Below are 20,652 nucleotides of genomic sequence, written 5' to 3' on the forward strand. Positions count from 1 at the left end.
ATTCCATCTTGGCACGAAGTCTGTAGCATTCCCGCGTGACTCACCCCTACGAGGCGCGACCCCGTGAAGCAGATTTGCCCCGAGTGCTTGAAGAGCGTCGAGGTTCCCGATTCCGCGGCCGGCACCGACGTGCCGTGCCCGGTGTGCGGGGCGAAGATCCCCGTCCCCGGCCGGTACTCGCCGGCCGTCGCCGTCCCGCCGCCGGCCGCAAATGACGCCCCTCCCCCACCGCCCGGCCTGATCCCGCCCGCCTCGGCTTCGCCGCTGCCGGGGCCGGCCGTGACGCCTTACCCCGCCATCACCGGCGACGGCAAGGACGTTGGCGTGACACTCACGCCGGCGGTAGTAGAGTGGATCGTGCCCGTCGGCTTGACACTGATCTTCGTGCTGACGTTCTTCACCTGGGTCGGGGCGTACCCCGGCGGCCACCGGCTGTTCGCACAGAACGCCTGGGACACGCTCTTCCGGGAAATTTCGCCAAACATGGTCCCCGTGACGATGAAGGACGAAGAAACCAAGCTTCGGGCGCTGGCCGGTCGGGACTGGCCGGTCATGTTGCCGTATTTGGTCCTGCTGATCGTGAGCGTTCTCCTCGCCTGGGGTGAAAAGTTCGTTCACGAAATCGACCCCGTCACCGTGCCCGGTCCGCTCGCGTGGCTGTCGAAGGTATGGCCGCAACGGTTCCTGATCTTGGCCGTACTGTGCGGGGTTCTTCTGGGGTTCTTCGTGCTTGAGATGACTCGCGGTTTCGGCCTGGAAACCGCTGTGCGGCAGTACGCGGTGCAAAAGTACGAGACGGACGCAGCGGCCGCCGACACGCAACTGGAGAAGGTTGCCGTCCAGGTGAAGACCGGCGGCGAACAAGGCCGATTCGCGGTGCAGACCACGACGTGGTACGCCCTGGCGTTCCTGGCCCATGTCGTGGTCGTGCTAGCGATTTTGATTCGCATGTGGCTCGCGAACCGGCCGGGCAAGGCGTACCCGCGGCTGGCCCTACGGTATTGATCGAGTGGGGAAAAACGCTGCGGCCCCGGACGGTTCTCGTCCGGGGCCGCAGCGTTTGATCGGCTTGGTCTTAATCGAGCGTCACGACTTCGCCGCCGCCCTTTGTCACGAGTGCGGCGAGGGTGCTGATCGTAATCGTGTCGCGGAGGAATCGCACCGACCCGTCGGCGAACACGGCGTTGGCCCCGCCGGTGTGGAAGCTGTAGATGTCGCCTTGCAGGTTGTTGCAATTCATGATGCACGCCCCGGTGCCGAAGGCGGATAGGCCGTCGGCGGAGGTGCCCGTCACGGTGATGCGGTTGTCAGAGTCCGCCCAGATTGGGCCGGTGATCTTCGTGGGGTCGTAGGCACTGCACTTCTTGCCGGCGTAGCACTGTTGGTCGCGGCCGGCGGCTTCGGAGTACAAGGTCGTGTTGCTCGTGCCGTCGGTGATTTCCGTGATCCGCGTCGGGCCGTTCTGCCGCAACGCCCCCTTGCTCCCGCCGCCGGCCCACGCGGTGCCGCCGGCGACGACGAGCGGGTTGGAGAAGCCGTTCTCGGCCCCGGCCGAGTCCTTGGTCGATTTCACCTGGGCGCACGGGGCGTAGTCGGACGCCGTCCCGGTCGAGGTGTTCTTGGTCGTCGGGTAGACGGCCCCGCCCAGCGAATTCGTAGTCGCTCCGGGCGAACTCGGCGGGGCGAACGCGGTGTTCCCGCCCGTGATGTAGTTCGTCGCGTAGGCCGTGATCGGGCCATCGGACGTCGTGCTGGAGGGGCACCGGAAGAGCTTGAACGGGATCACCAGGGCGTTGACGTTCGCCGGGTCGCTCCAGTCGAGGCCGAAGGTGTAGATCGGGTAGATGTTGTTCTGCTCGACGAACGGCAGCAACGGGACCAGACCGCTGGACCGGCCCTGTGTGGCGCCAAGGTTGCCTTGCGTGGCCGTGTACCCGGCGGCCCAGGGGATGTACGGCGGCTGGCTATTGTTCTTCGTGATGCCGTTGTGCGGGAACCCGCCGTACGTTCCTTCGTAATTCAAGGCCGCGAGGCCGAGTTGCTTGAGGTTGTTGGTGCACTTGATCCGGGCGGCGGCCTCACGAACCTTTTGCACGGCCGGCAGCAACAGGCCGATGAGAATCGCGATGATCGCGATGACCACGAGCAATTCAATCAACGTAAACGCCACTCGACGGGTAGGCGATCGCATACGGGAAGAACTTTCTGGATCGAGGAACGCATGGAACGACACCCTCAGCGGGCGTCGGCGGCAGATGACCGTATCATCATGATGAATGCGTCAGACCGAGACTATCGACGGGGCTGTTTTTCACCGAACAAACACCATTCCTTCACCCGAGACGCTAATCTTCGCAATTTCCACTCACAAAACTCTCCAAATCTGCTCGCAGAAGGGGCGTTCTGAAGTTCTCCAACGAAGAGAGAGGCGGCCCTTGACTCAGCTTCACTCCCGGCAAGAATCATAATACCGGAACTCGCCACGGCCCCCCGGCGTCTCATTTTCACGGTTCGCTCGCGACCTTCTGCGTCAGAGGCTCTCCCGATGTCCCGCTTGCTCGTGGTCACCGCCCTTGCCCTTCTCGTTACCCGCCCCGCGATTGCCGACACCCCGAACCCCTTCGACCTCGTGCAGGGGTTGCGGGAACACGGCATGTCCGACCTGGCGATGGAATACCTCGACGAGTTGGCCAAGAACAACCCGACCGCGGACCAGAAGGTCGTGATTCCACTGGAGAAGGCGAAGACGAACCTCCTGCTCGCACAACAGGAAACCGACGAGTCGGTCCGCGACGCCGCCATCGCTCTGGCGAAGACCGAATTCGGCCTCTTCCTGCTCGACCACGCCAAACACCCGCGGGCTCCCGAGGCGGCGATGGCGCTCGCCCGCGTGCTGTCCTTGCAGGCGAAGACCGCCCTCAACCGGGCCGCGCGAATCGACGTGCCCGTCGGGGCCGACGGGCAGCCGGACGACGGCAAGGCGAAGGCCAAAAAAGCGGCCTACGCGGCCGTCCGCCCGCTGTTCAAGGAAGCGACGGACCGATACGGCCAGGCCGCCAAGCAGATCAAGGCAATCGTGGACAACCCGATGACCGACGCCTTCCGCCGGAAGGGTCTGGCCCGCGACGCGATGCAGGCCGAGTTGGACCGCGGCATCAATCAGTACAACCTGGCCGACACGTACATCCAGGCCGAAGGCCAGGATCTGCTGGACCAGGCCAAGGCCCTCCAGGACGCCCGGAAAATTTTCGCCGACCTCGGCCAACAGGACGTGAACAACCCCATCTGTTGGGCCGCCCGCGCCTGGGTCGGGGCGTGCTACTACGAGATGCAGGACATGGGCAAGGCGAAGGAGGCCTTCGCAGCCGTCCGCTCCGACGCCCTCCGCAACCCCACGGCCGGGGCCGACGGCGTGCGGATGGTCGAGTTTTTCGAGGCCCAACGCGAGTACGTCAGCGGCCGGGGCGGCGACCTGCCCGCCGTCCGCACCGCCCGCGTGAAGACCAAGGGCTGGCTCGACAAGGACAAATACAAGGCGCGGATGACGCCCGAGCGGCTCAGCATGACCTACTACCACGCCATCCTCACTCAGCGCGAAGCCGAGGGCGACCTCGGCAACGTCTACGAGAAGAAGGACGCCAAGGGCAAGCCGTCGGGGAAGCTCGTCAGCGTCACAGCGAGTGCGCGGGCGTTATTGCAGGAGGCGGCCCGCGACTACAAGAAGTTGCTTGAGTTCGACAACGACTACACCGACCGGGCGTCGCGGCAGCGGATGCGGGCGATTCGGTTCATCGTCGGCAATGCCCGCAAGCCGGCCGCGCAGTACACGAACTTCGACGAGTGCCTGATGGCCGCCCAGGTGCGATTGGGCGGGTTGGACGAGGCGATCGACGCGATCGAAGACGAGCCCGCCGCGGACGACAAGAAACCGGGGGACAAGAAGGCGGACAAGCCGGCCCCGAAAAGCGACCTGACGCCGGAGCAACAGAAGGAGAAGGCGATGACCGACGTCATCGCCCTGTTCGAACGGGCCCGCGACCTGATCACGCCGGAGACCCCGGCGAAGGACGCGGCCGAGGCGAAGTTGTGGCTCGCCGTCGCCTACCGCCGGTGCGGGTTCCCCCAGGCCGGGGCCGTGGCCGCCGAGAACGTCGCTCTGACGACCCGCGGGTCGATCGCGGCGAAAGCCGGCCTGTGGGCCATCGAGTGCTACCGCGAGTCGCGGGCGAAGATCGAAGCCGCCGACGTGGAAGCCCGCACGGTGGACCGGAACCGGGCGATCGACCTGGGGCTGGCCATCGACAAGGCCCAGGGGACCGACCCGGCCACCGACGGCGTCCGCACCCGCCTCGGCGAGTTGTACCTCGAAGAGAAGCAATTCAAGGCCGCCTTCGACATCCTCAACAAGGTCAACGCCGGCTTCGCCGGGGCCGCCGGGGCCCGCACCATGCAGGGCCGGGCGGCGTTCTACCTCTTCCAGAGTAAAGACTCGCCGCTGTCGCCGGAGGAGCGGACGAACCTGCTGACCCGGGCGCGGACCGCGGCCGAGGCGGTGCCCGAGCCGGCCAACCCCGACAACCTGCGGGCGTTCTTCATCATGCGGAACGTGCTCGCCCAACTGTACCTCATTCAGGGGGGCGGCCAGTTAGCCAAGGCCGAGTCGATCGCCACGGGCAACGTGACCCGCGTGGCGGCCGCCCCGATGCCGGCGGGGGACAAGAAGACCGCGAAGTTCTCCGCCGAAGAAGTCCGCCTGCGGGCGCAGTACGCCCAACTCCTGCCGCTCTACAAGGACGCGAAGTACAAGGAACTGGCCGACCGGGCGCAAAAGACGCTGCTCGACATGAAACAGGCCGGGCCGGCCGCCACGGAGGTGGAAGCCTACCGCGGCAAGCAACCCGAAAAGGGCGACGGCGACACCGGTTCCGCCGTCGTCGCGGCCGACAGCCTGGACAAGTACCGCCGCGACTTCATCGTGCTCGCCCTGCAAGCCCGCATCCGCGAGGGGGCGTTCGACCAGGCCGCGGAACTCTTCAAATTGCTCGAACAACTCGGCGGCAGCGTTGAAGCCACCACCGAAGCCCTCGCTCGCCTCGTCACGCAGGTCCGCCCGCAGATCGACGAACTCAAGAAGCAGATGAAGGACGAGGAGGCCAAGAAGTTGATGGACACAGTCGGTAAGCTGCTGACCGATCAGGCCGCGAAGGACAAGCTCGCCGCCCGCCCGCGGGCCTTCCTCGGTCGTGCCCTCCGCGACCTGGGATTGCACGATAAGGCCCACGAAGTCTTGGCGAAGGTTCCTTCCGTGGACGAGGCGACGTTGCGGCAACCCATCAGCGAACTGGACGCCGAGAAGCGTGACGCGGTGATCGCTTACCAGATCGGGCAGATCGAATCGGCCCGCGTCTACCGGCTCTCGAAGCAGTTCGACAAGGCCGACGAAATCCTCACCGCGGCGCTCGGGGCCGACGGCAAGAGCGGTTGGGCGAAGTCGTTGGAGTTCCGCAAGGAGCGCGTCTATGTGATCGAGGACCGCGCCACCGACGCCCCAGCCGATAAGAAGCGTGACCTGTGGGTCAAGGCGACCCAGGCGTGGGCCGAGGTGATTCGGCCGTACCTCGCGTTCGTCACGGCCCCGATCAAGAAGACCGACGACGTGGCCAAAGTTCGGCAGGACCGCGAGCGGATCTACCCGGTCATCCTGGACCTGTTCGTGGAAGAGAAGCGGTGCTTCGCCAAGGCGAACATGCAACTCATCGCCGCCCCGGCGAAGCAGACGGACGCGCTGACCAAACTCGGCAAGGACATCGCCCGGTTGGAGAAGGGGTACGAGAAGGGCCTGAACACCGAGATCCGCCAGCGGTTCGCCACGCTTTTGGACGAGTACCCCGCGATGAAGGACGGGTACAAGAAGGACGGCGGCACCGCCTTCCTCGATCCGACGGCCGATCTGCCCGAGCCAGCCACCGCCCCTGCGACGCCCGAGAAGAAGTAGTTTCCCAAATCCTGCGAGCGGCGGGGCCGTGCCCCGCCGGCCTCTCCACCGATCCGCAATTGGAGTTCGTTATGCGCATCCGCCGTTTCGCCCTCGTCCTCCTCGTGGCCGGCCTGGCTACTTTGTCGCGCCCGCCGCAAGCGAACGGCCAGGGGGGAGCGGCGTTCGACTCGGTCAAGTTCCGCAACCCGAAGAAAGACTACCAGGAAGACCGCGTCCTCGGGGCCGTGCAGGAGACGGCCGGCGGCATCAAGGTCACGGCCGCCAACAAGGAGGTGACCGAAGTCGCGGCCGGCAACATCATCGCCGTGGACTACGGCAACCTGCCGGGGATGGACAAGATCATCCTCGACCTCCGCGCGGCCGAGAACCAGGGGAACGCCGCGAAGGCCCGCGACCTGTACGCGGCCGAGGTGAAGAAGAACCCGGCCGACCCGAAGACGAAGAAGTTCCTGGAATACCGTGAAGCCTACTGGACCGCCCGCACCGCCGACGAGAAGACCGGCCCCGCCCTTCAGGCCGAGGCCCCGGCCGCGGTCGCAAAGCTGATCGGCTTCGTGCAGGAGTACAGCAAGAAGAACGCCTGGGAGGTGTGGCCGGTCGCGCACCTGGCCGCCCGGATGCAGTTCGAACTCGGCAAATACACCGAGGCCGGGGCGATCTATTCACAGCTCGCGAAAGTCGAGGGCCTGCCGCCCGAGATGAAGTTCGACGCCAAACTGAGCGAGACCGAGATGCTGTTCCGCAGCGGCAACACCCTGACGACCGCCCCGGCCCTGGAGGAACTGTCGAAGGCCGCCGGCTTCCCGACAGCCGGTTCGCTACGGGAGAAGCTCACGATCCTGCAAGCCGCCACGAAGGCTTCCGGCGAGAAGAAGCCGAAGGAGAAGCCGGCCGCGGCCGTGAAGGTGATTGACGACGTGATCGCGAAGACGGCCGACCCACTCGTGCGGTCGTTCGGCCACAACATCCTCGGCGAGTTGTACACACAGGTAGACCTGCCCCGCGAGGCGATGTGGGAACTGTTGCGGGTCGAGGTGGTGGACAACCAGGACCACGAGGAAGTGTTGAAGGCGGTCATCCGCCTGGCCGAGTGCTTCCAGAAGCAAGGCGACGAAACGCGGGCGAAGGCCTACCACGACAAGCTCGCGCAAGTGAAGGGGGCGTAAGTGGCGAAGCAGATCGACTGGCTCTACCACCGCAACTCTTGTACGACGTGCAAGCGGGCGCAAGCCTACCTCGTGCCGGCCGGCGTGACCGCGGCCACGGTGGTCAACGCCACGAAGGAGCGGATCGACGCCAAGAAGGCGCTACAGCACCTCGCAGGCGTCGAGAAACTGATCGCCGTGAAGGGGAAGCGGATCGAGACGCTTGACCTGAAGCACGACCGGCCGGACGACGACGCGATTCTGGCCCTCATCATGGGGCCGACGGGCAACCTTCGCGCGCCAACGGCGAAGGTCGGCACGACGATGGTCGTGGGCTTCACCGACGATGCGTACCGTCAGGTCTTCGGGTGATGAATGAAAGAACCCACCCGTCGAAGCGACGGGTGGGCTTTTAGGTCTTGTCTTGTGGGGCAGTTTGGAAATTGATGTGCCGAAAGCCCACCCGTCGCTTCGACGGGTGGGGCAAACACAGATCAGCCTTGCACCGGCATGCACACCTGTTCCAGTAGCCGTTCGCACTTCTCCTGGATCACGTCGGCGAGGTTCGGCAGCGGCGTGCCTTCGGGCAGCGACTCGCGGACGGCGGCCAGCCACCGGGGGAAACTGTAGACCATCGCAAAGGCGTCGAGCGTCACCGCTTCCAGGCGGGCGTGGTTGCCGCGCTTCTCGGCGTCGGCCCACAGCGTCTTGCTCTTGCCGGTCAGCGACAGGTCGTCTTCCGTCCGCATCAGGATCAGGTGATCGACCACCGTCGGCTGCACCGTCATCGAGCCGAGCTTGATTTCCAGGTCCTTCGGCTTGCCCGGCCCCTTCGCGAGGAACAGGCCGACGCCGACCTTCCACGGTTGCCCGTCTTTGCACGCCCAGTGGGCGAGCGACACGATGCCGTAGGTCGGGTGGTCGCCGTAGCTCCACTCCGGGACGACGTGTTGCAACCGCCACGGGCCGACCTTCACGCCGTGCTCGTGGCACGCGGTCAGGAAGGTGCCGAGGGCCGATTGCAGTTCCCGCGTCGCCCCCGTGAGCGCCCCGTCTGGTTCCAGCTTGCGGCGGGCCGAACGGTACTCCGTCTCCCACATGTCGGCGAGGGCAGCCGGGGAAAGCCCCGACCGCGGTGCTTCGACTTCGGCCGGCTGCGTGACCGGCACGGTCGTGATGATTTCGGCCGCCCGGACGCTGTACGGCGAGTCGTGGCCGAGGAGCGCACTCACGCGGTTGCTCGTCTCTTCCGGTGCGGTTTCGGCGGGCGTCGCGGTCGGGTAACTCGGCTCCAACGGAAGGACTTCCTCTTCCACGGCGGAATCGAAGCCGCCGCCCTTCACGATGTTGTCGATCGGCTCGATCCGCGTGACGGCGTGATCATCGGCGACCATGTGGTCGTACAGGTGGCGGAATTGTTGCAGCATGTCCCGCAGCGTCGGTTCCGTGCGGGCGACCTGCGAAATCTGCTCGTCGAGGAACGGGTAGATGTCCGACACGCCGTCGGCGTGCGGCATCGTGTCCAGCACCGGCCGCAGGCGGGCTTCCACCACGCGGCGGACGAGGTTCGCGGGCGGGGCTTCCAGGCGGAGGGCCTTCACCGTGCCGTGGTTCGGGACGTGAACCGGGTTATTCAGCCGGTCTTGAATGTACCCGTCCAGTGACGGCACGAAGCGGTTCCACAAGCCCCGCTCGGCGAAGATCAGGAAGCACAGGCCGTCGAGTTGGTGCATGATCTGCACGATGCCGGCGAAGAACGCTTCGGCCACGCGGTGGCAGTCGTCGTTGCGGCGGGCGAGCAGCAGGTCTTCCAACTGGTCGAAGGCCACGACCACCGGAATCTTCAACTCGCGCATCAGTTGCATCATCACCTTGAACAGCGCGAGCACCAGGTCTTGCCGGGTCGGGCGGACCTGGAAGTCGATCTCGGTGAAGCCGAACGTCAGGAAGTTCGCGAGTTCGCTCTCGTCCTTCAGCAGCACGGCCTTCGTGAAGCCATTAATGACGTTCCGCCGCATGAGGCCGGTCGCGTTGTGCGGCTCGGTCTTCTGCACGTGCGCGGCGATCAGGTCGAAGGCCCGCTCCGGCGTCAGCCCGGCGTCGGAGATGGCCTGACGCACCGGCGTCGTGCCCTTGCCAAGTAGCGTGTCGGCCAGCCATTCGGCGCGTTCGGCGGCTTGCGCGTGGCCGATGCCGAGGCGGCGTGCCCACCGGCCGATGCCCGGCGGCGGGAAGAGTTCGACCTTCTCGTCGCTCGTCAATTGCTTGATTGCCGTGCCGAGGATGGTGCGGACGAGTTGCTCGCCGATCTGTTCCAGCGGCCGGACGCCCTTCTGCTTGCCGCCGCCGAGGAGCGTGTCGATGATCTGGAACAGCAGGTATTCGAGGTAATCCGTGTCCTTCTGGAAGGTGCCCGGCGTGACGAGCAGTTGCCACGCGCCGCCGGCCCCGTGCTTGATGCTGTGCAGCAGGTGCGTCTTGCCGGCCCCCTTGTTCCCGAGGATCGGCACGACTTCACTGTGGGCGGTCGGGTCGTTGCGGTACAGGTCGATGATCGCGTGCAACAGGTCGCGCTCGGCGACGAACAGTTCCGGCACGTGGAACCGGCCGCACACGTCGTCGTCGGGGTTGCGGGCGAAGTAGTTGCGGAACGGGTTGCCGGCCCGCTTCAGGAGTTCGCGCTCGCCGGTCGGCGTCGGGCGGGACAGGGTGGCCGTTGCAGTCATGCTGATCCTCCGTGACAAAAGTTAAGAGCCGCGACCGTGCGGCGGATGTTTTGGGTTATCTCGCGCTGGCGTAATACGCCACGTTGTGGCCGACGAGCAAGGCGAACGTCGGTTCGGGCACGGCGTAGAGCGGCCCCGTCCAGGGGTGCAGGTACACACGGCCGGCCGTGTGAAGTTGCCGCAGGGCGTCGTGGAAGAGGCCGACGCTGCACCCCGCGTGGCCGCAGGAGATGGCTTGGTACAGTTCCGGCAACGGACAATCGCGTGCGGCCTCTGCCGCCCAGTCGGAGAGGTGCGTTTGAATTGCGGCGGCCACGTCGGTCACGGTGGTCTTCGCGACTAGCGTGGCCACGCTGCCGTTGGTTCGCGGGGCGGCGGCGTGGTCCGCTTCAGTCAGGCGGTTCACCGGGCCAGGCACGGGAACGCGGGCGGTGGTCACGTCCGGCAGCGCCGCGGCGACGGCGGCCTTCAATCCGTCGAGGTTTTGGGCCATGCGGCTCACGTCCGCGAGCAGTTCGTCCACCTGCCCGCGGCGTTCTTCGAGGATGCGCACGAAGTCTTCGAGCACTTTTTTCGGGCTGACCTGTTGCATCAGGTGTTGCAGGCCGCGCTCAGTGATCGTGCAGACCTCACGCGGCTTGCTCTTGGGGTCGGCGGGCAGGGTTTGCAGCATCTGGTCATCCCGGCAGCGTTTCGCGGCGGCCTTGCCGGCCGCGGTGTTCGGGAACAGGCCGGCTTCGGTCTTCGAGGCGTGCAACGGCACGCCGCTCCGCTCGGCGGCGGCCCGCGTCAGGGCGTCGAGGATCAGCGGTGTGGATTTGTCGGTCAACGGTCGGCTTCCTGCCGGTTGGAAAAGTTCCCCGCCAAGGTAGCCCGAACGACGGCGGGGGTGCAAGAGCGATTTCGGAGAAAGGTCCGGGGGCTCACGGCACCGGGGCCAGCACCACGCGGAAGCCGATGCTCGGCTCGCGGGTGTCGGGCGGGTGGCCGGCACGGGCGGCGGAACGGCAGCGGGCCGCCGGCGAATCGAACGCCCCGCCGCGCACCGCCCGCACGTCGCCGGTGGCCGGTCCCGTGGGGTTCACCCGCGGACCGGCCGGGTACGAGCGGGCGTAGAAGTCCGAACACCACTCGGCGACGTTACCGGGACAGTCCAAGAGGTTGAAGGCGTTCGCCTTCGCCTGTCCGACCTTGCTCGGTTGGCCCGGCGACTTCGCGTTCGGGTCGTCCGGCGGCGGGTCGTCCTTGCCCAACGGGTCGAACGTCTCCCCCTGCGCCGGTAAGAGTTGATCGCCCGACGGGTAGGCCGTCGTCGTGCCGGCCCGGCAGGCGTACTCCCACTCGGCCTCCGTCGGCAGGCGGTACGCCCAGCCGCGGCGCTTCGTGCGGTCGCGCTCGGTGAGTTTCTTGCAGAACTCGACGGCCTCGGCCCACGTCACCGTCTCCACCGGGTAGTCGGTGGCCCCCCGGATGCGAACGGCCGTCCGGGCCGGCGACTTGCCCATGAGTTGCTGGAACTGGCCGTTCGTCACCTCCGTCGCGCCGATGTAGTAGGCGTTCTCCAGTGTCACTTCGCCGACCGGCCCCTCGTCGAACCCCCGGCCGCGCTCGCTGTCCGGCGATCCCATCAGGAACTTGCCGGGCGGCACGAGGACGAGTTTCATGCCGAGCGGGTTGGTGTACTCGGCCGTCGGCGGCGGGTCGGCCAGGAAGGCGAGGCGGTAGACCACGTAACCGCCCACCCCGAAGGTCACGAGTGCGACGAGGCCGACCAGCCAACCCGTCAGGCTCCCGGACTTCCGACTCCGCTCGCGGATGCGGGCCGGGGCTTCGGACGCCGGAAGCATGAACAGGTGGCTGCTCCCCTTCGGGTCGAGAGCAAACACCGGCGCGACGGGGGCGGGCGGCAGGGCTTGGTGCGGGTGAGTGCCGGGCGGGGGCGGTGGGCAGAACGGCAACAGTGCGTGCGCGACTTCGACCGGCGTCTGCGGGCGGTGCCGCGGGTCTTTGGCCGTCATCCACTGAATGATCGCGTCGAGTTGCGGCGGGGCGGTCGGCATCCGGGCGAGCAATTGCGGCGGCGGATCGGTGATGTGCTTCAACAGCTTCTCGGTCGAGTTCCCCCCCTCGTAGGGGGTTTGGCCGGTCAGCAGGTAGAACAGCGTCGTGCCGAGGGCGTAGACGTCCGCCCGCGTGTCCACCTGCTGCGGGTTCTGCGCCTGTTCCGGGGCGAGGAAGTCCGGCGTGCCGAGGACGAACCCCTCCTGCGTCACGCGGGTGGAACTCTCGCTCGCGGTCGCGGTGTTGAGCATCGCCAGGCCGAGGTCGAGAACCTTCACCTGCCCCGTCTTGGCGGCGATGATGTTGCTCGGCTTCACGTCGCGGTGGACCATGCCACGCTCGTAGGCGTGGTGCAGCCCGAGGGCGGCCTGCCGGATGTAGTCACACGCCACCGGGATGGGCATCGGCCCCCTTTCGCGGACGAGTTTCGTCAGGTCGGTGCCGTCGACGAACTCCATCGCCAGGAAGTGGTCGCCGTTCGCCTCGTCGGCGTCGAACGCCATCACCACGTTCGGGTGCGACAGCTGCGCGACGGCCCGGATTTCCTGTTGGAAGCGGCGGACAGTGAGCGGGTTGGCGAGCTTGTCGCGGCGGATCACCTTCAGCGCGACCTCGCGGCCGAGCCGCATGTGGGTGGCCCGGAAGACGCGGCCCATGGCCCCCTCGCCGAGCAGGTCCGCGACGCGGTACGGCCCGATCGACAGCCCCGGGCCGCGGCCGCGGTAGATTTCCTTAATCTGGTACCCGGTCAGCCACCCGCGCTTGTTCAACTCGATGGCGATGGTGTTCGCGTCCGGCCGCTGAATCTGCGCCCACCCCTTCAGGGCGGCCAGTTGCGTGTCGGTCAGGAATCCGGTCGCGGCCAGGGCGTTGAGGAAGTCCGTCGTGGAGGTGACAGGGGCCATGGGCAATTCCGAACCGATGGGGGCCGCGCCATTCTAGAGAACCGGCCGCGCCGGGCGAGTTCGTTCCTGCCTTCGGCTCGTCTTGCCCATATAACACCACCCACGCGACCGGGTTAGGTGCCCACGGCGAAGGAGTTACCGTGTTTGCATCGATCTTTCTCGAATTCCACCTGCCGAACTCGACGACGTGGTTCTTCTTCTCGTTCTTCCTCACCGTCGCTCTGTTCTTCCAGTTCTCCCGGCCGTTCTCCCTGCGGAACTGGGACCTCATCGCACTCTTCTCGTTCGTCCCCGGCTTCTTGTTGTTGCAAGAGGCGAACCAATCGGCGGCCGCGGACCCGCAGGGCGGGGCCGGCGAGCGGGTCTTCGGCTACGCCTGGCTGTTGTCCGCGTCGCTGTACTGGCTGGTACGGTGCTTCCTCGACCTGACCGCCGTGCGACGGCCGGTGTTCCGCTCGAACCTGACCATCCCCGGCCTCGCGTGGTTCGGCATCGCGCTGTTCGTCTGCCTGACCGTGGTCGCGGTGCGGCGGCCGGCCGACGCCTGGGAGCCGGTCGGCCGGCCGCCGGTTGCGGTTACCGGCGTGACGGAGGGGGCGGCGGTCGTCGTCGCGAAGGGCGAGCCGGTAGACCCGGAACACTGGGCGGAACTCCGCGTCTGGACGGTCCGGGCGTTGGCGATGCTCGGCCACGCGGCGGTGATTACCGGACTGTTCTTCGTCGGCTGGCGGCACTTCCGCGACGCCGAGACCGGCGTGGCGATGGCCGCGATGTACCTGCTGTTGCCGTACACGGCTTACCACATCTCGCAACTGCACCACGTCCTGCTCGCGGCCCTGACGCTCTGGGCGGTCTTCGCCTACCGCCACCCGCGGCTCAGCGGCTGGCTCCTCGGCCTCGCGGCCGGGTCCACGTTCTTCCCGGTGTTGTTGTTCCCGGTCTGGCTGCGGTTCTACTGGCAGCGCGGGGCGTGGCGGTTCACCATCGGCTTCACGGTGGCGCTCCTTCTCTCGCTGGCCGCAACTCTCAGCGTGCTGTGGGCGGCCGGGTACTTCCCGCAAGGGCTGTCACAGGTGATGCACTTGGCCGACTGGCAGCCGTGGAAGCGGCCGACCGCCGAGAGCCTGTGGCAGGGGCGAAACTGGGCCTACCGACTGCCGGTCTTCATCCTGTACGCCGTGTTCGTCGGCACGAGCTTCTTCTGGCCGCCCGTGCGGACGATGGCACACGTGAGTGCGATGTCGGCGGCGCTGTTGATCGGCGTGCAGTTCTGGTTCGCCGACCGGGGCGGGCTGTACGTGCTGTGGTACACTCCGCTATTGTTGCTGATCGTCTTCCGCCCGGCGGCGACGGACCTGGAACCGCCCCTACTGGCGCCCGGCCGCGGCTGGGGCACCCGACTGGCGATCGGCGTGTGGAATCGCGTCCGCCGAAAGTCCGGGGCGGCACAGCCGCCGGCACTGGCGGCATAATTCCTTCGAAGGGCCACGGATGGCGGCACATCTTCAACGTCTGCTAGTTGTCGGGATGGTTCTCGCCGTCGTGGCGTTCCCGCTGCTCTACAAGGTCGAACAGGAACGCCGCTACCGGAACTTGCACGTCGTCGAGGACGGCGTGTTGCTCCGCAGCGGGCAACTCAATCCAGAAGGGTTCGAGCGAATCGTTCGCGAACAGGGCATCGGCACGGTCATCAGCCTGCGGGATTCGAAGGACGACGCCGAGGAGTTCCAGAACCAGTTCGAGGACGACATCTGCCGGGCGGCCGGCGTGCGGTACTATCGCTTCCCCAGTTTGAACTGGGGTGCGGCGGACGGGTCGATGCCGCTGATGGCGAACGTGCGCCGCTTCCTGGCCCTGATGGACGACCCGACCGTGCCGAAGCCGGTCCTGATTCACTGCTTCGCGGGCATCCACCGGACCGGCACCCATGTGGCTGGCTATCGGGTCGAGCGGCAGGGCTGGTCGAACCGGGAAGCGTGGGAGGAAATGCAATCGATGGGCACCCCCCGCACGAAGTACGAACCGGACCTGCTCAAGCTCGTGTTCGCGCTCACGCCGCACCCGGTGGGCGGCCCCGCTCCAAAGCGGTAACCAGACCGAGGCGGCAGCCTCCGCGAGTTCGAGACAACAGGCACAACCCGCAGGGTGGCGGAATTAGCAGACGCACAAGTTTCAGGTTCTTTGACCACGTCTGTGACCGCGTGCCGATCGAGGCGGATGTCGAGCAACGGGATGACCTGATGATCGCGAAGGTGGCTCCCGGCCGGGTCAGCCGGAGCGAACGATGACGGGCGAACCAGAACGGCCGTGGTCTACCGGGTGCCGCCGAAGTAACGCCACCCGCCGGCCGGGGAGCGGAGCGGTCCGTGTTCCGGACACGTCCTGAGCTTTTTGGGTAAACGGCCCCAGCCCGGTACCCCGCACGGCCCGAATTCGCTAAACAACGGAAACGACCCGGCCGCGTTTCCCCGAACCGTTCGCCCCATGCCCAAACCCGCCGAGGCCGACGACCGCGATCTGACGCGAGCCGGCTACGTCCCGCAGTTCCGCCGCGGACTCGGCAGCTTCGCCGCCTTCGCCGCCGGCTTCTCGTACCTTTCGATCCTCACCGGCATCGTCCAGAACTTCCACCTCGGCTACCGCGAAGCCGGGCCGGCGTTCTTCTGGACGTGGCCGGTAGTGTTCGCGGGGCAGTTCTGCCTGGCCCTCTGCTTCGCCGAACTCGCCCGCCGGTACCCGTTTTGCGGCGGCATCTACGCCTGGGCCACCCGGTCCGGCTCCCCGGTTCTGGGGTGGCTCATCGGCTGGGTCTACCTGGCTTCCCTCGTCGTGACCCTGGCGGCGGTCGCGCTGGCGTGGCAAATCACGCTGCCGGCACTCTGGCCGGGGTTCCAAATACTCGACACGCCGGCCCGCAACGCCGCCCTTCTCGGGATCGTGCTGATCGCGCTGAGTACGTTCTTCAACGTCCTCGGCACGCGCTGGCTCGCGCTCCTGATGACTACCGGCGTCGTGGTGGAACTGGTCGCCGCGCTGGCGCTCATTGCCTTGCTGCTCGGGCACGCCGTTCGCGGCCCGGCCGTCGTGCTGGACGTGGGAATCCCCGGATCGACGGCCGGCTTCGGCACCGTCGGGCCGTTCCTCACCGCGGCGGTGATGGCGGCTTACGTGATGTACGGGTTCGACACAGCGGGAACCCTGTCCGAGGAGACGATCGACCCGCGCCGTCGAGCGCCGCGGGCCATCCTTCAGGCACTGCTAGCCGCGGCCGGCCTCGGTGCGCTCCTCCTCATTGGTGCCCTGGTGAGTGCCCCGGACCTCGCCGACCCGCTTCTGTCCGACGGGGCGGGCGGCCTGCCGTACCTCATCACGCAGGTGTTGGGGGAAACGCGGGGATCGGTCTTCGTTGCGGCGGCGGCTCTCGCGGCGTTCATCTGCACGCTGGCCGTTCACGCGATCACGTCCCGCATCCTCTTCGCGATGGCCCGCGACCGGGCCATCCCCTTCGCCTCCCGGCTGGGCCGCGTTCACCCGGAACACCGGACGCCCCACGTTGCGGCCATCGTCGTTGGCGTCCTCGGCTGTGCCTTGCTCGTGGTCAACTGGAACGCCGAGAGGTTGATAACGGCCCTGGTGTGCGTCAGCATCGTCTGGTCGAATCTGGCGTACCTGCTCACGACCGGCTCACTGCTGGTGAACCGCCTCCGCGGCCGGGTGTCAACGGGTGATTCGTACCTGGGCTGCTGGGGCTTGCCGGTCAACGTGCTGGCCGTCGGGTGGGGGTTCGCATTGATCCTGAACATCGGTTGGCCGCGCGAGCAGCTCTACGGATCGGAATGGTACGAGCGCTACGGGGCGGTGCTCTACAGTGGCGTCCTCTTGGTCGCGGGAGTCGTCGTCTACCGGGTGGTGCGTCGGGGGATCGTCCGATGAGCGGGGAAATGCCGCCTCCGGTCTCGCGGGTTCGGAAGTGCCTCGGCTGGGCCGTCCACGCCTACACCGGCTGCGGGCTGTTGCTCGCGGCGGGGGTCGTGTCCCTCTTGCTTCAAACCGAGCGAACGACGGAAACCTACCGGACCTGTTTCTTGCTCATGCTCGTGGCCGTGATCGTCGACGCCACGGACGGCACCCTGGCCCGGGCCGTTCGCATCAAGGAGGCGGTCCCCGGATTCGACGGCCGCCGGCTCGACGACCTCGTCGATTTCCTCATGTACACCTGCCTGCCGCTGCTGCTGATCGATCGGGCCGGGCTGCTCCCGGAAGGCTGTCGGTGGGTCCTGCTCGCGGCCCTCGTCGCCAGTGCCTACGGGTTCTGCCAGTCGGACATCAAAACCGAGGACGGCGCGTTCCTCGGCTTCCCGTCGTACTGGAACATCGTCGCCTTCTACCTGTACGCGCTGCCGGTCACGGGCGGATGGGGCGTTGGCGTGATTCTGAGCCTGGCCATACTGACGTTCGTCCCGAGTCGATACGCATACCCGACACAACCGGGGCGAATCAACCGCGTGATGCTGTTGCTCAGCCTGCCGTGGGCGGTGTTGCTCTCGGCGGCCCTGGCCCTCGATTGGGACGAGGAGTTGTTCCGCACCCTGGTTCGAGTGTCGCTGCTCTATCCGGCCTTCTACCTCGGCTCAGCCTGGGCGATGTCCCTGCGGAGGGTTGTCGCAAGGACGCCGCCCTGACGAAGCTGTTGGAGCGGAACCGCCCCGCTTGAGCCGGGTCAACGGGCCGGCCCGTTATCACGAGCGTATGACAGGAGTATGCGACCGCGGGTCGCGGACTTCGCTCACCCAGGGCACCGCCCGTGGACCACCATCCCGACGCCCCGCACCTGCCCCGATTGGCCGGCATCCCGGTCGAGCCGGTGTTCATCACCGGCGCACACCGTAGCGGGACGACGCTCCTCTACTCGTTGCTCCTCGCGACGCACCGTTTCAACGGGGTTACCGCGTACCACGTCCTCCGCTACCGCCAAATCCTCGCCCGCCACCTCGCCGGCGAGACCGCCCGGGCGAAGGGGGAACTCGCGGAACAGTTCCGGGCCGCCGGGGTCTTCGACCGGGTCATCGACGGGGTACGGGTGACGCCGGACTTGCCGGAGGAGTACGGCTTCGTGATCGCCGACCCCGGCCCGCCGCGGTTGCGGCCCGCGAACCTCAAGCGGTTCACCGCCTTGTGCCAGAAAGTGCAGTTCACCGGCGAAGCCGGCCGGCCGCTCTTGCTCAAGAACCCGTGGGACTTCGGCCGATCGCAGTTCGCCAAGCAGCACTACCCGCGGTCGAAGTTCCTGTTCCTGCACCGCGACCCAGCGCGGACGCTGAACTCGCAGGTGAATGCCGGGCGGACAATGCTGGCGGCACGGAACGCCTACCTCGCCATGCTCACCCCGCGGTACGGGCAACTGTTCCGCCGGCCGCTCGCGCTGCGCCCGGCCCGCTGGCTATTCGGGCCGGGCCACGGCCTCGGAGCACGACTGCTGGCCCGCGGGTTGGTCACGGGCGTTCAGGCCGCGGCCCGCGACCGGGCCGCCCTGCCCCGTGGCGACTGCTTCGACGTCCGGTACGAAGACCTGTGCGCCCGCCCGAACGAAACGCTGGCGGGGATTCTCGGCTGGCTCGGCCTCGACACAGTCGGCGTCCCCGACATGTCGGCCGTGATCGCTCCTCGCGGCGGGTCCTTGCTCCCCGAAGTCGAGCGCCTCCGGCCCGCGCTCACCGCCCGATTACACGATTACTACCGCGAGTTCGGCTACGCGGCTGGCTCGTGAGACGGACCACCGAGCCGCACCTCGGCCATCGCGGGCGGCAAACGCGGGTGTGGAAGTTGCCCTGCCAGAACCTTCTCCCAGGACACCGATGGTGGTCGTCAGCCACTCACCGTGACCGTCGCCCGGACACCACACCACACCGTCGATCGTCACTTCTATCGAGAAAAGAAGCCCTTTTGCGATTCTCGCGAACTGGCATTCGGGTTGCGATATGGTCCACCAGAATCCGCGGTCGTGTTCTCGTCTCAGATCCCATTCAGTCTGGGCGGATGTTGAGTGGGGTTCGTCCGAGAACACGCCGCGGGTTTCTACTTCAACTCAGACCAATCGTCTCAAATCCCGATCGAATCCTTAGCCTCGCCTAATCGCAACTCCACCAGCAATCGGTCCAGCGCCACGAACGGCCCCGTCTCCGGCAACGAACTCTCTGCGTGAGCCGCTTCCAAGTCTGCTTCCAGCCGGTCCAACTCCCACTTGTGGAAGTCAAGATCGACGGCCGTGAGCGTTCCGAACTCGGCCGACTGCTTGCGGGCGATCAACTCCGGCACGAACGGCAGTCGGAAAACCTCGTTCAGCGTCGGCAGGTGAGCGATCACCTCGCCGGTGCGCATCAGGTGGATGCCGGTCAGCACCGTGCGGTAGGCGTATAGCAGCGTCTTCACCTTCTTCGGGTCGTCCTTCTCGAACTGCTTCCGCTGCGACTGGTAGAAGCCGCGGTAGTGGTGAACGCTCGCCCGACACGCCGCCTTCGCCGCAATCGGCCGCAGTTGCGCGAGCAACGCTTCACCGCCCGCAACCAGCGGCGAGAAGACGGCCTCCAGCGCGTTGCCGTTCCCCTTCGCCAAGAGTGCGAACAACTTCGCCGCCTCGTGCGCGACGAAGTCGACTTCCCGCCCGGCGAACACCTCCGTCTTCTCGTGCGTGTCTGCCGGCCGCGAAAGGCCGAGGAGGTCGCGCGTCGGCGTGAGGAACGCGCCGCGGACGTCCACGTCGGAATCGACCGACGGGAAGCCGTACAGGTGTGCGCCGCTGATCGTCCAGAACAGGGCGTGCGGCCGGCGTTCGTCGGCCCATGCTGCGAGGGCTGGCAAGTCGAGGTCGTGCTTGATCGTCATTGGGTCGCTCGCTTTCGCCGGGCCGCGATCAGGAAGCGGTTCACTCGCTCCGTGTCGGGCTTCTCCGGCAGTTGGGTGGTCTCGTAGGCCGCCTGGAACTCGCGGTCGAGTTCCAGCGCCCGCTTCTGCACGTCCGCGAAACTCCACGACCCGGAGCGGATCGAGAGCAACTCCTCGCGGTGTTCGCCCACGTCCACGCGGATGTCGCCGTGCCGCAGGGCGTGGATGCCGCTGTGCAACAGGCGGATCAGGTGCATCGCGTGCTTGGCCTTGAAGGTGCCGGCCGCGTCGTGCCGTTTCTTCATCAGCCGGAACTGGGACAACACGTACCCGGAGTAGGTTCGGTACAGGTGCCGCGACAGGAAGCACGGCCGCAGGTCGCGGAGTTCTTGTCCCGTCTCGTCCAGGTGCAGCACGACCGGCGACCAGAGCGTTTCGAGCAGGTTCGGGTTCACTTGGAGGGCCAACCGCAGGAATTTCTCGATCTCCCAGTGGACTTCCTCGACGCCATCGGCGAACGACTCGGCTTGTTCCGGCGGCTTCACCAGCGACCAGTTCCAGTCGGCCGGCGGCAGGTAGACGCCGCGACGGTCTTCGTCCGACGAATCGGTCGAGAGGCCGAATGCCCGCGAGCCGACGAGCACCTGATAGATGACGAACGGCCGCACGTCGGGGCCGGGCGTGGCGGATTCTTCCACCGAATGATCGGCCCGGCGGACGAGCAATTCGCCGAACTTCACGCGAAGCTCTTGGCCGTCGAGGAACCGCACGAGGTACGCCCGGCTGTTGTCCGTCGGCGACTCGACGACCTCGCCGACACTGCCCTTCGGCTTCATCGCGTTCGCGCCGGGGATGACGTGCGGGAACCGCAGCACGACCTGCGTGCCGACGGAGATGATGAAGGTCGAGAGGGTGTCGTCGGTCATCGGTCGGTC

The 20,652-nt window shown here is 66.9% G+C and carries 15 protein-coding genes; 9 read left to right on the forward strand and 6 right to left on the reverse strand.

The features are described 5' to 3' along the window. The first annotated feature begins 63 nt into the window (after positions 1 to 63). Entirely contained in the window at positions 64 to 1,005 is a 942-nt protein-coding gene (locus tag PX52LOC_RS39235; RefSeq protein ID WP_149115193.1) for a hypothetical protein, read from the forward strand. 70 nt (positions 1,006 to 1,075) lie between these two features. Here the strand turns inward: PX52LOC_RS39235 and PX52LOC_RS39240 are convergent, their stop codons facing one another. Continuing rightward, complete coding sequence (locus tag PX52LOC_RS39240) at positions 1,076 to 2,158, reverse strand: DUF1559 domain-containing protein (protein WP_168219490.1); 1,083 nt, start codon at positions 2,156 to 2,158, stop codon at positions 1,076 to 1,078. Positions 2,159 to 2,545: 387 nt separating this feature from the next. On the opposite strand from PX52LOC_RS39240, the gene PX52LOC_RS39245 reads away from it, so the two are divergent. The 3 genes from PX52LOC_RS39245 to PX52LOC_RS39255 all read left to right on the forward strand — a co-directional run bounded on the left by PX52LOC_RS39245 (position 2,546) and on the right by PX52LOC_RS39255 (position 7,515). Further along, positions 2,546 to 5,995: a hypothetical protein gene (locus PX52LOC_RS39245; RefSeq protein ID WP_149115195.1), complete on the forward strand. Its 3,450-nt coding sequence runs from the start codon at positions 2,546 to 2,548 to the stop codon at positions 5,993 to 5,995. A gap of 71 nt (positions 5,996 to 6,066) precedes the next feature. Then, positions 6,067 to 7,164, forward strand: coding sequence for a hypothetical protein (locus tag PX52LOC_RS39250; RefSeq protein WP_149115196.1), 1,098 nt, complete (start codon positions 6,067 to 6,069; stop codon positions 7,162 to 7,164). Next, positions 7,165 to 7,515 (forward strand): ArsC family (seleno)protein, encoded by a 351-nt coding sequence (locus PX52LOC_RS39255; protein ID WP_149115197.1) that lies wholly within the window; start codon positions 7,165 to 7,167, stop codon positions 7,513 to 7,515. 122 nt (positions 7,516 to 7,637) lie between these two features. On the opposite strand, the gene PX52LOC_RS39260 is transcribed toward PX52LOC_RS39255, so the two are convergent. From PX52LOC_RS39260 to PX52LOC_RS39270, 3 genes are all read right to left on the reverse strand, one after another. Then, positions 7,638 to 9,869: a hypothetical protein gene (locus PX52LOC_RS39260; RefSeq protein ID WP_149115198.1), complete on the reverse strand. Its 2,232-nt coding sequence runs from the start codon at positions 9,867 to 9,869 to the stop codon at positions 7,638 to 7,640. Positions 9,870 to 9,924: 55 nt separating this feature from the next. After that, positions 9,925 to 10,698 (reverse strand): hypothetical protein, encoded by a 774-nt coding sequence (locus PX52LOC_RS39265; protein WP_149115199.1) that lies wholly within the window; start codon positions 10,696 to 10,698, stop codon positions 9,925 to 9,927. Between the two features lie 94 nt (positions 10,699 to 10,792). Next, positions 10,793 to 12,835 carry a bifunctional serine/threonine-protein kinase/formylglycine-generating enzyme family protein gene (locus tag PX52LOC_RS39270; protein ID WP_149115200.1) on the reverse strand — a complete coding sequence of 681 codons (2,043 nt, stop codon included), beginning with the start codon at positions 12,833 to 12,835 and terminating at the stop codon, positions 10,793 to 10,795. Between the two features lie 140 nt (positions 12,836 to 12,975). Between PX52LOC_RS39270 and PX52LOC_RS39275 the strand changes: the two genes are divergently transcribed. The 5 genes from PX52LOC_RS39275 (at position 12,976) to PX52LOC_RS39295 (ending at position 18,602) form a co-directional block, all read left to right on the forward strand. Beyond that, a complete protein-coding gene (locus tag PX52LOC_RS39275; RefSeq protein ID WP_149115201.1) occupies positions 12,976 to 14,307 on the forward strand; it encodes a hypothetical protein in 1,332 nt (443 codons plus the stop codon). A gap of 19 nt (positions 14,308 to 14,326) precedes the next feature. After that, complete coding sequence (locus PX52LOC_RS39280; protein WP_149115202.1) at positions 14,327 to 14,926, forward strand: fused DSP-PTPase phosphatase/NAD kinase-like protein; 600 nt, start codon at positions 14,327 to 14,329, stop codon at positions 14,924 to 14,926. 393 nt (positions 14,927 to 15,319) lie between these two features. Then, positions 15,320 to 16,768 carry an APC family permease gene (locus PX52LOC_RS39285; protein WP_149115203.1) on the forward strand — a complete coding sequence of 483 codons (1,449 nt, stop codon included), beginning with the start codon at positions 15,320 to 15,322 and terminating at the stop codon, positions 16,766 to 16,768. Positions 16,769 to 16,776: 8 nt separating this feature from the next. Beyond that, complete coding sequence (locus PX52LOC_RS39290; protein ID WP_149115204.1) at positions 16,777 to 17,517, forward strand: CDP-alcohol phosphatidyltransferase family protein; 741 nt, start codon at positions 16,777 to 16,779, stop codon at positions 17,515 to 17,517. Between the two features lie 122 nt (positions 17,518 to 17,639). Then, positions 17,640 to 18,602, forward strand: coding sequence for a sulfotransferase family protein (locus PX52LOC_RS39295; protein WP_149115205.1), 963 nt, complete (start codon positions 17,640 to 17,642; stop codon positions 18,600 to 18,602). Between the two features lie 332 nt (positions 18,603 to 18,934). On the opposite strand, the gene PX52LOC_RS39300 is transcribed toward PX52LOC_RS39295, so the two are convergent. Both PX52LOC_RS39300 and PX52LOC_RS39305 read right to left on the reverse strand, forming a co-directional pair. Further along, positions 18,935 to 19,717, reverse strand: a complete 783-nt coding sequence (locus tag PX52LOC_RS39300) for a nucleotidyltransferase domain-containing protein (RefSeq protein WP_149115206.1) — start codon at positions 19,715 to 19,717, stop codon at positions 18,935 to 18,937. Continuing rightward, positions 19,714 to 20,643 (reverse strand): nucleotidyltransferase domain-containing protein, encoded by a 930-nt coding sequence (locus tag PX52LOC_RS39305; RefSeq protein WP_149115207.1) that lies wholly within the window; start codon positions 20,641 to 20,643, stop codon positions 19,714 to 19,716. The genes PX52LOC_RS39300 and PX52LOC_RS39305 overlap by 4 nt, the downstream gene beginning before the upstream one ends. Positions 20,644 to 20,652: the final 9 nt, after the last annotated feature.

This window comes from Limnoglobus roseus, from assembly GCF_008254045.1.
Lineage (GTDB): Bacteria > Planctomycetota > Planctomycetia > Gemmatales > Gemmataceae > Limnoglobus > Limnoglobus roseus.

Coding starts and splice junctions, on each gene's coding strand:
- PX52LOC_RS39245 (WP_149115195.1), top strand. CDS start 2,546: ATGTCCCGCTTGCTCGTGGTCACCGCCCTTGCCCTTCTCGTTACCCGC.
- PX52LOC_RS39270 (WP_149115200.1), bottom strand. CDS start 12,835: ATGGCCCCTGTCACCTCCACGACGGACTTCCTCAACGCCCTGGCCGCG.
- PX52LOC_RS39280 (WP_149115202.1), top strand. CDS start 14,327: ATGGCGGCACATCTTCAACGTCTGCTAGTTGTCGGGATGGTTCTCGCC.
- PX52LOC_RS39300 (WP_149115206.1), bottom strand. CDS start 19,717: ATGACGATCAAGCACGACCTCGACTTGCCAGCCCTCGCAGCATGGGCC.
- PX52LOC_RS39260 (WP_149115198.1), bottom strand. CDS start 9,869: ATGACTGCAACGGCCACCCTGTCCCGCCCGACGCCGACCGGCGAGCGC.
- PX52LOC_RS39250 (WP_149115196.1), top strand. CDS start 6,067: ATGCGCATCCGCCGTTTCGCCCTCGTCCTCCTCGTGGCCGGCCTGGCT.
- PX52LOC_RS39285 (WP_149115203.1), top strand. CDS start 15,320: ATGCCCAAACCCGCCGAGGCCGACGACCGCGATCTGACGCGAGCCGGC.
- PX52LOC_RS39290 (WP_149115204.1), top strand. CDS start 16,777: ATGCCGCCTCCGGTCTCGCGGGTTCGGAAGTGCCTCGGCTGGGCCGTC.
- PX52LOC_RS39305 (WP_149115207.1), bottom strand. CDS start 20,643: ATGACCGACGACACCCTCTCGACCTTCATCATCTCCGTCGGCACGCAG.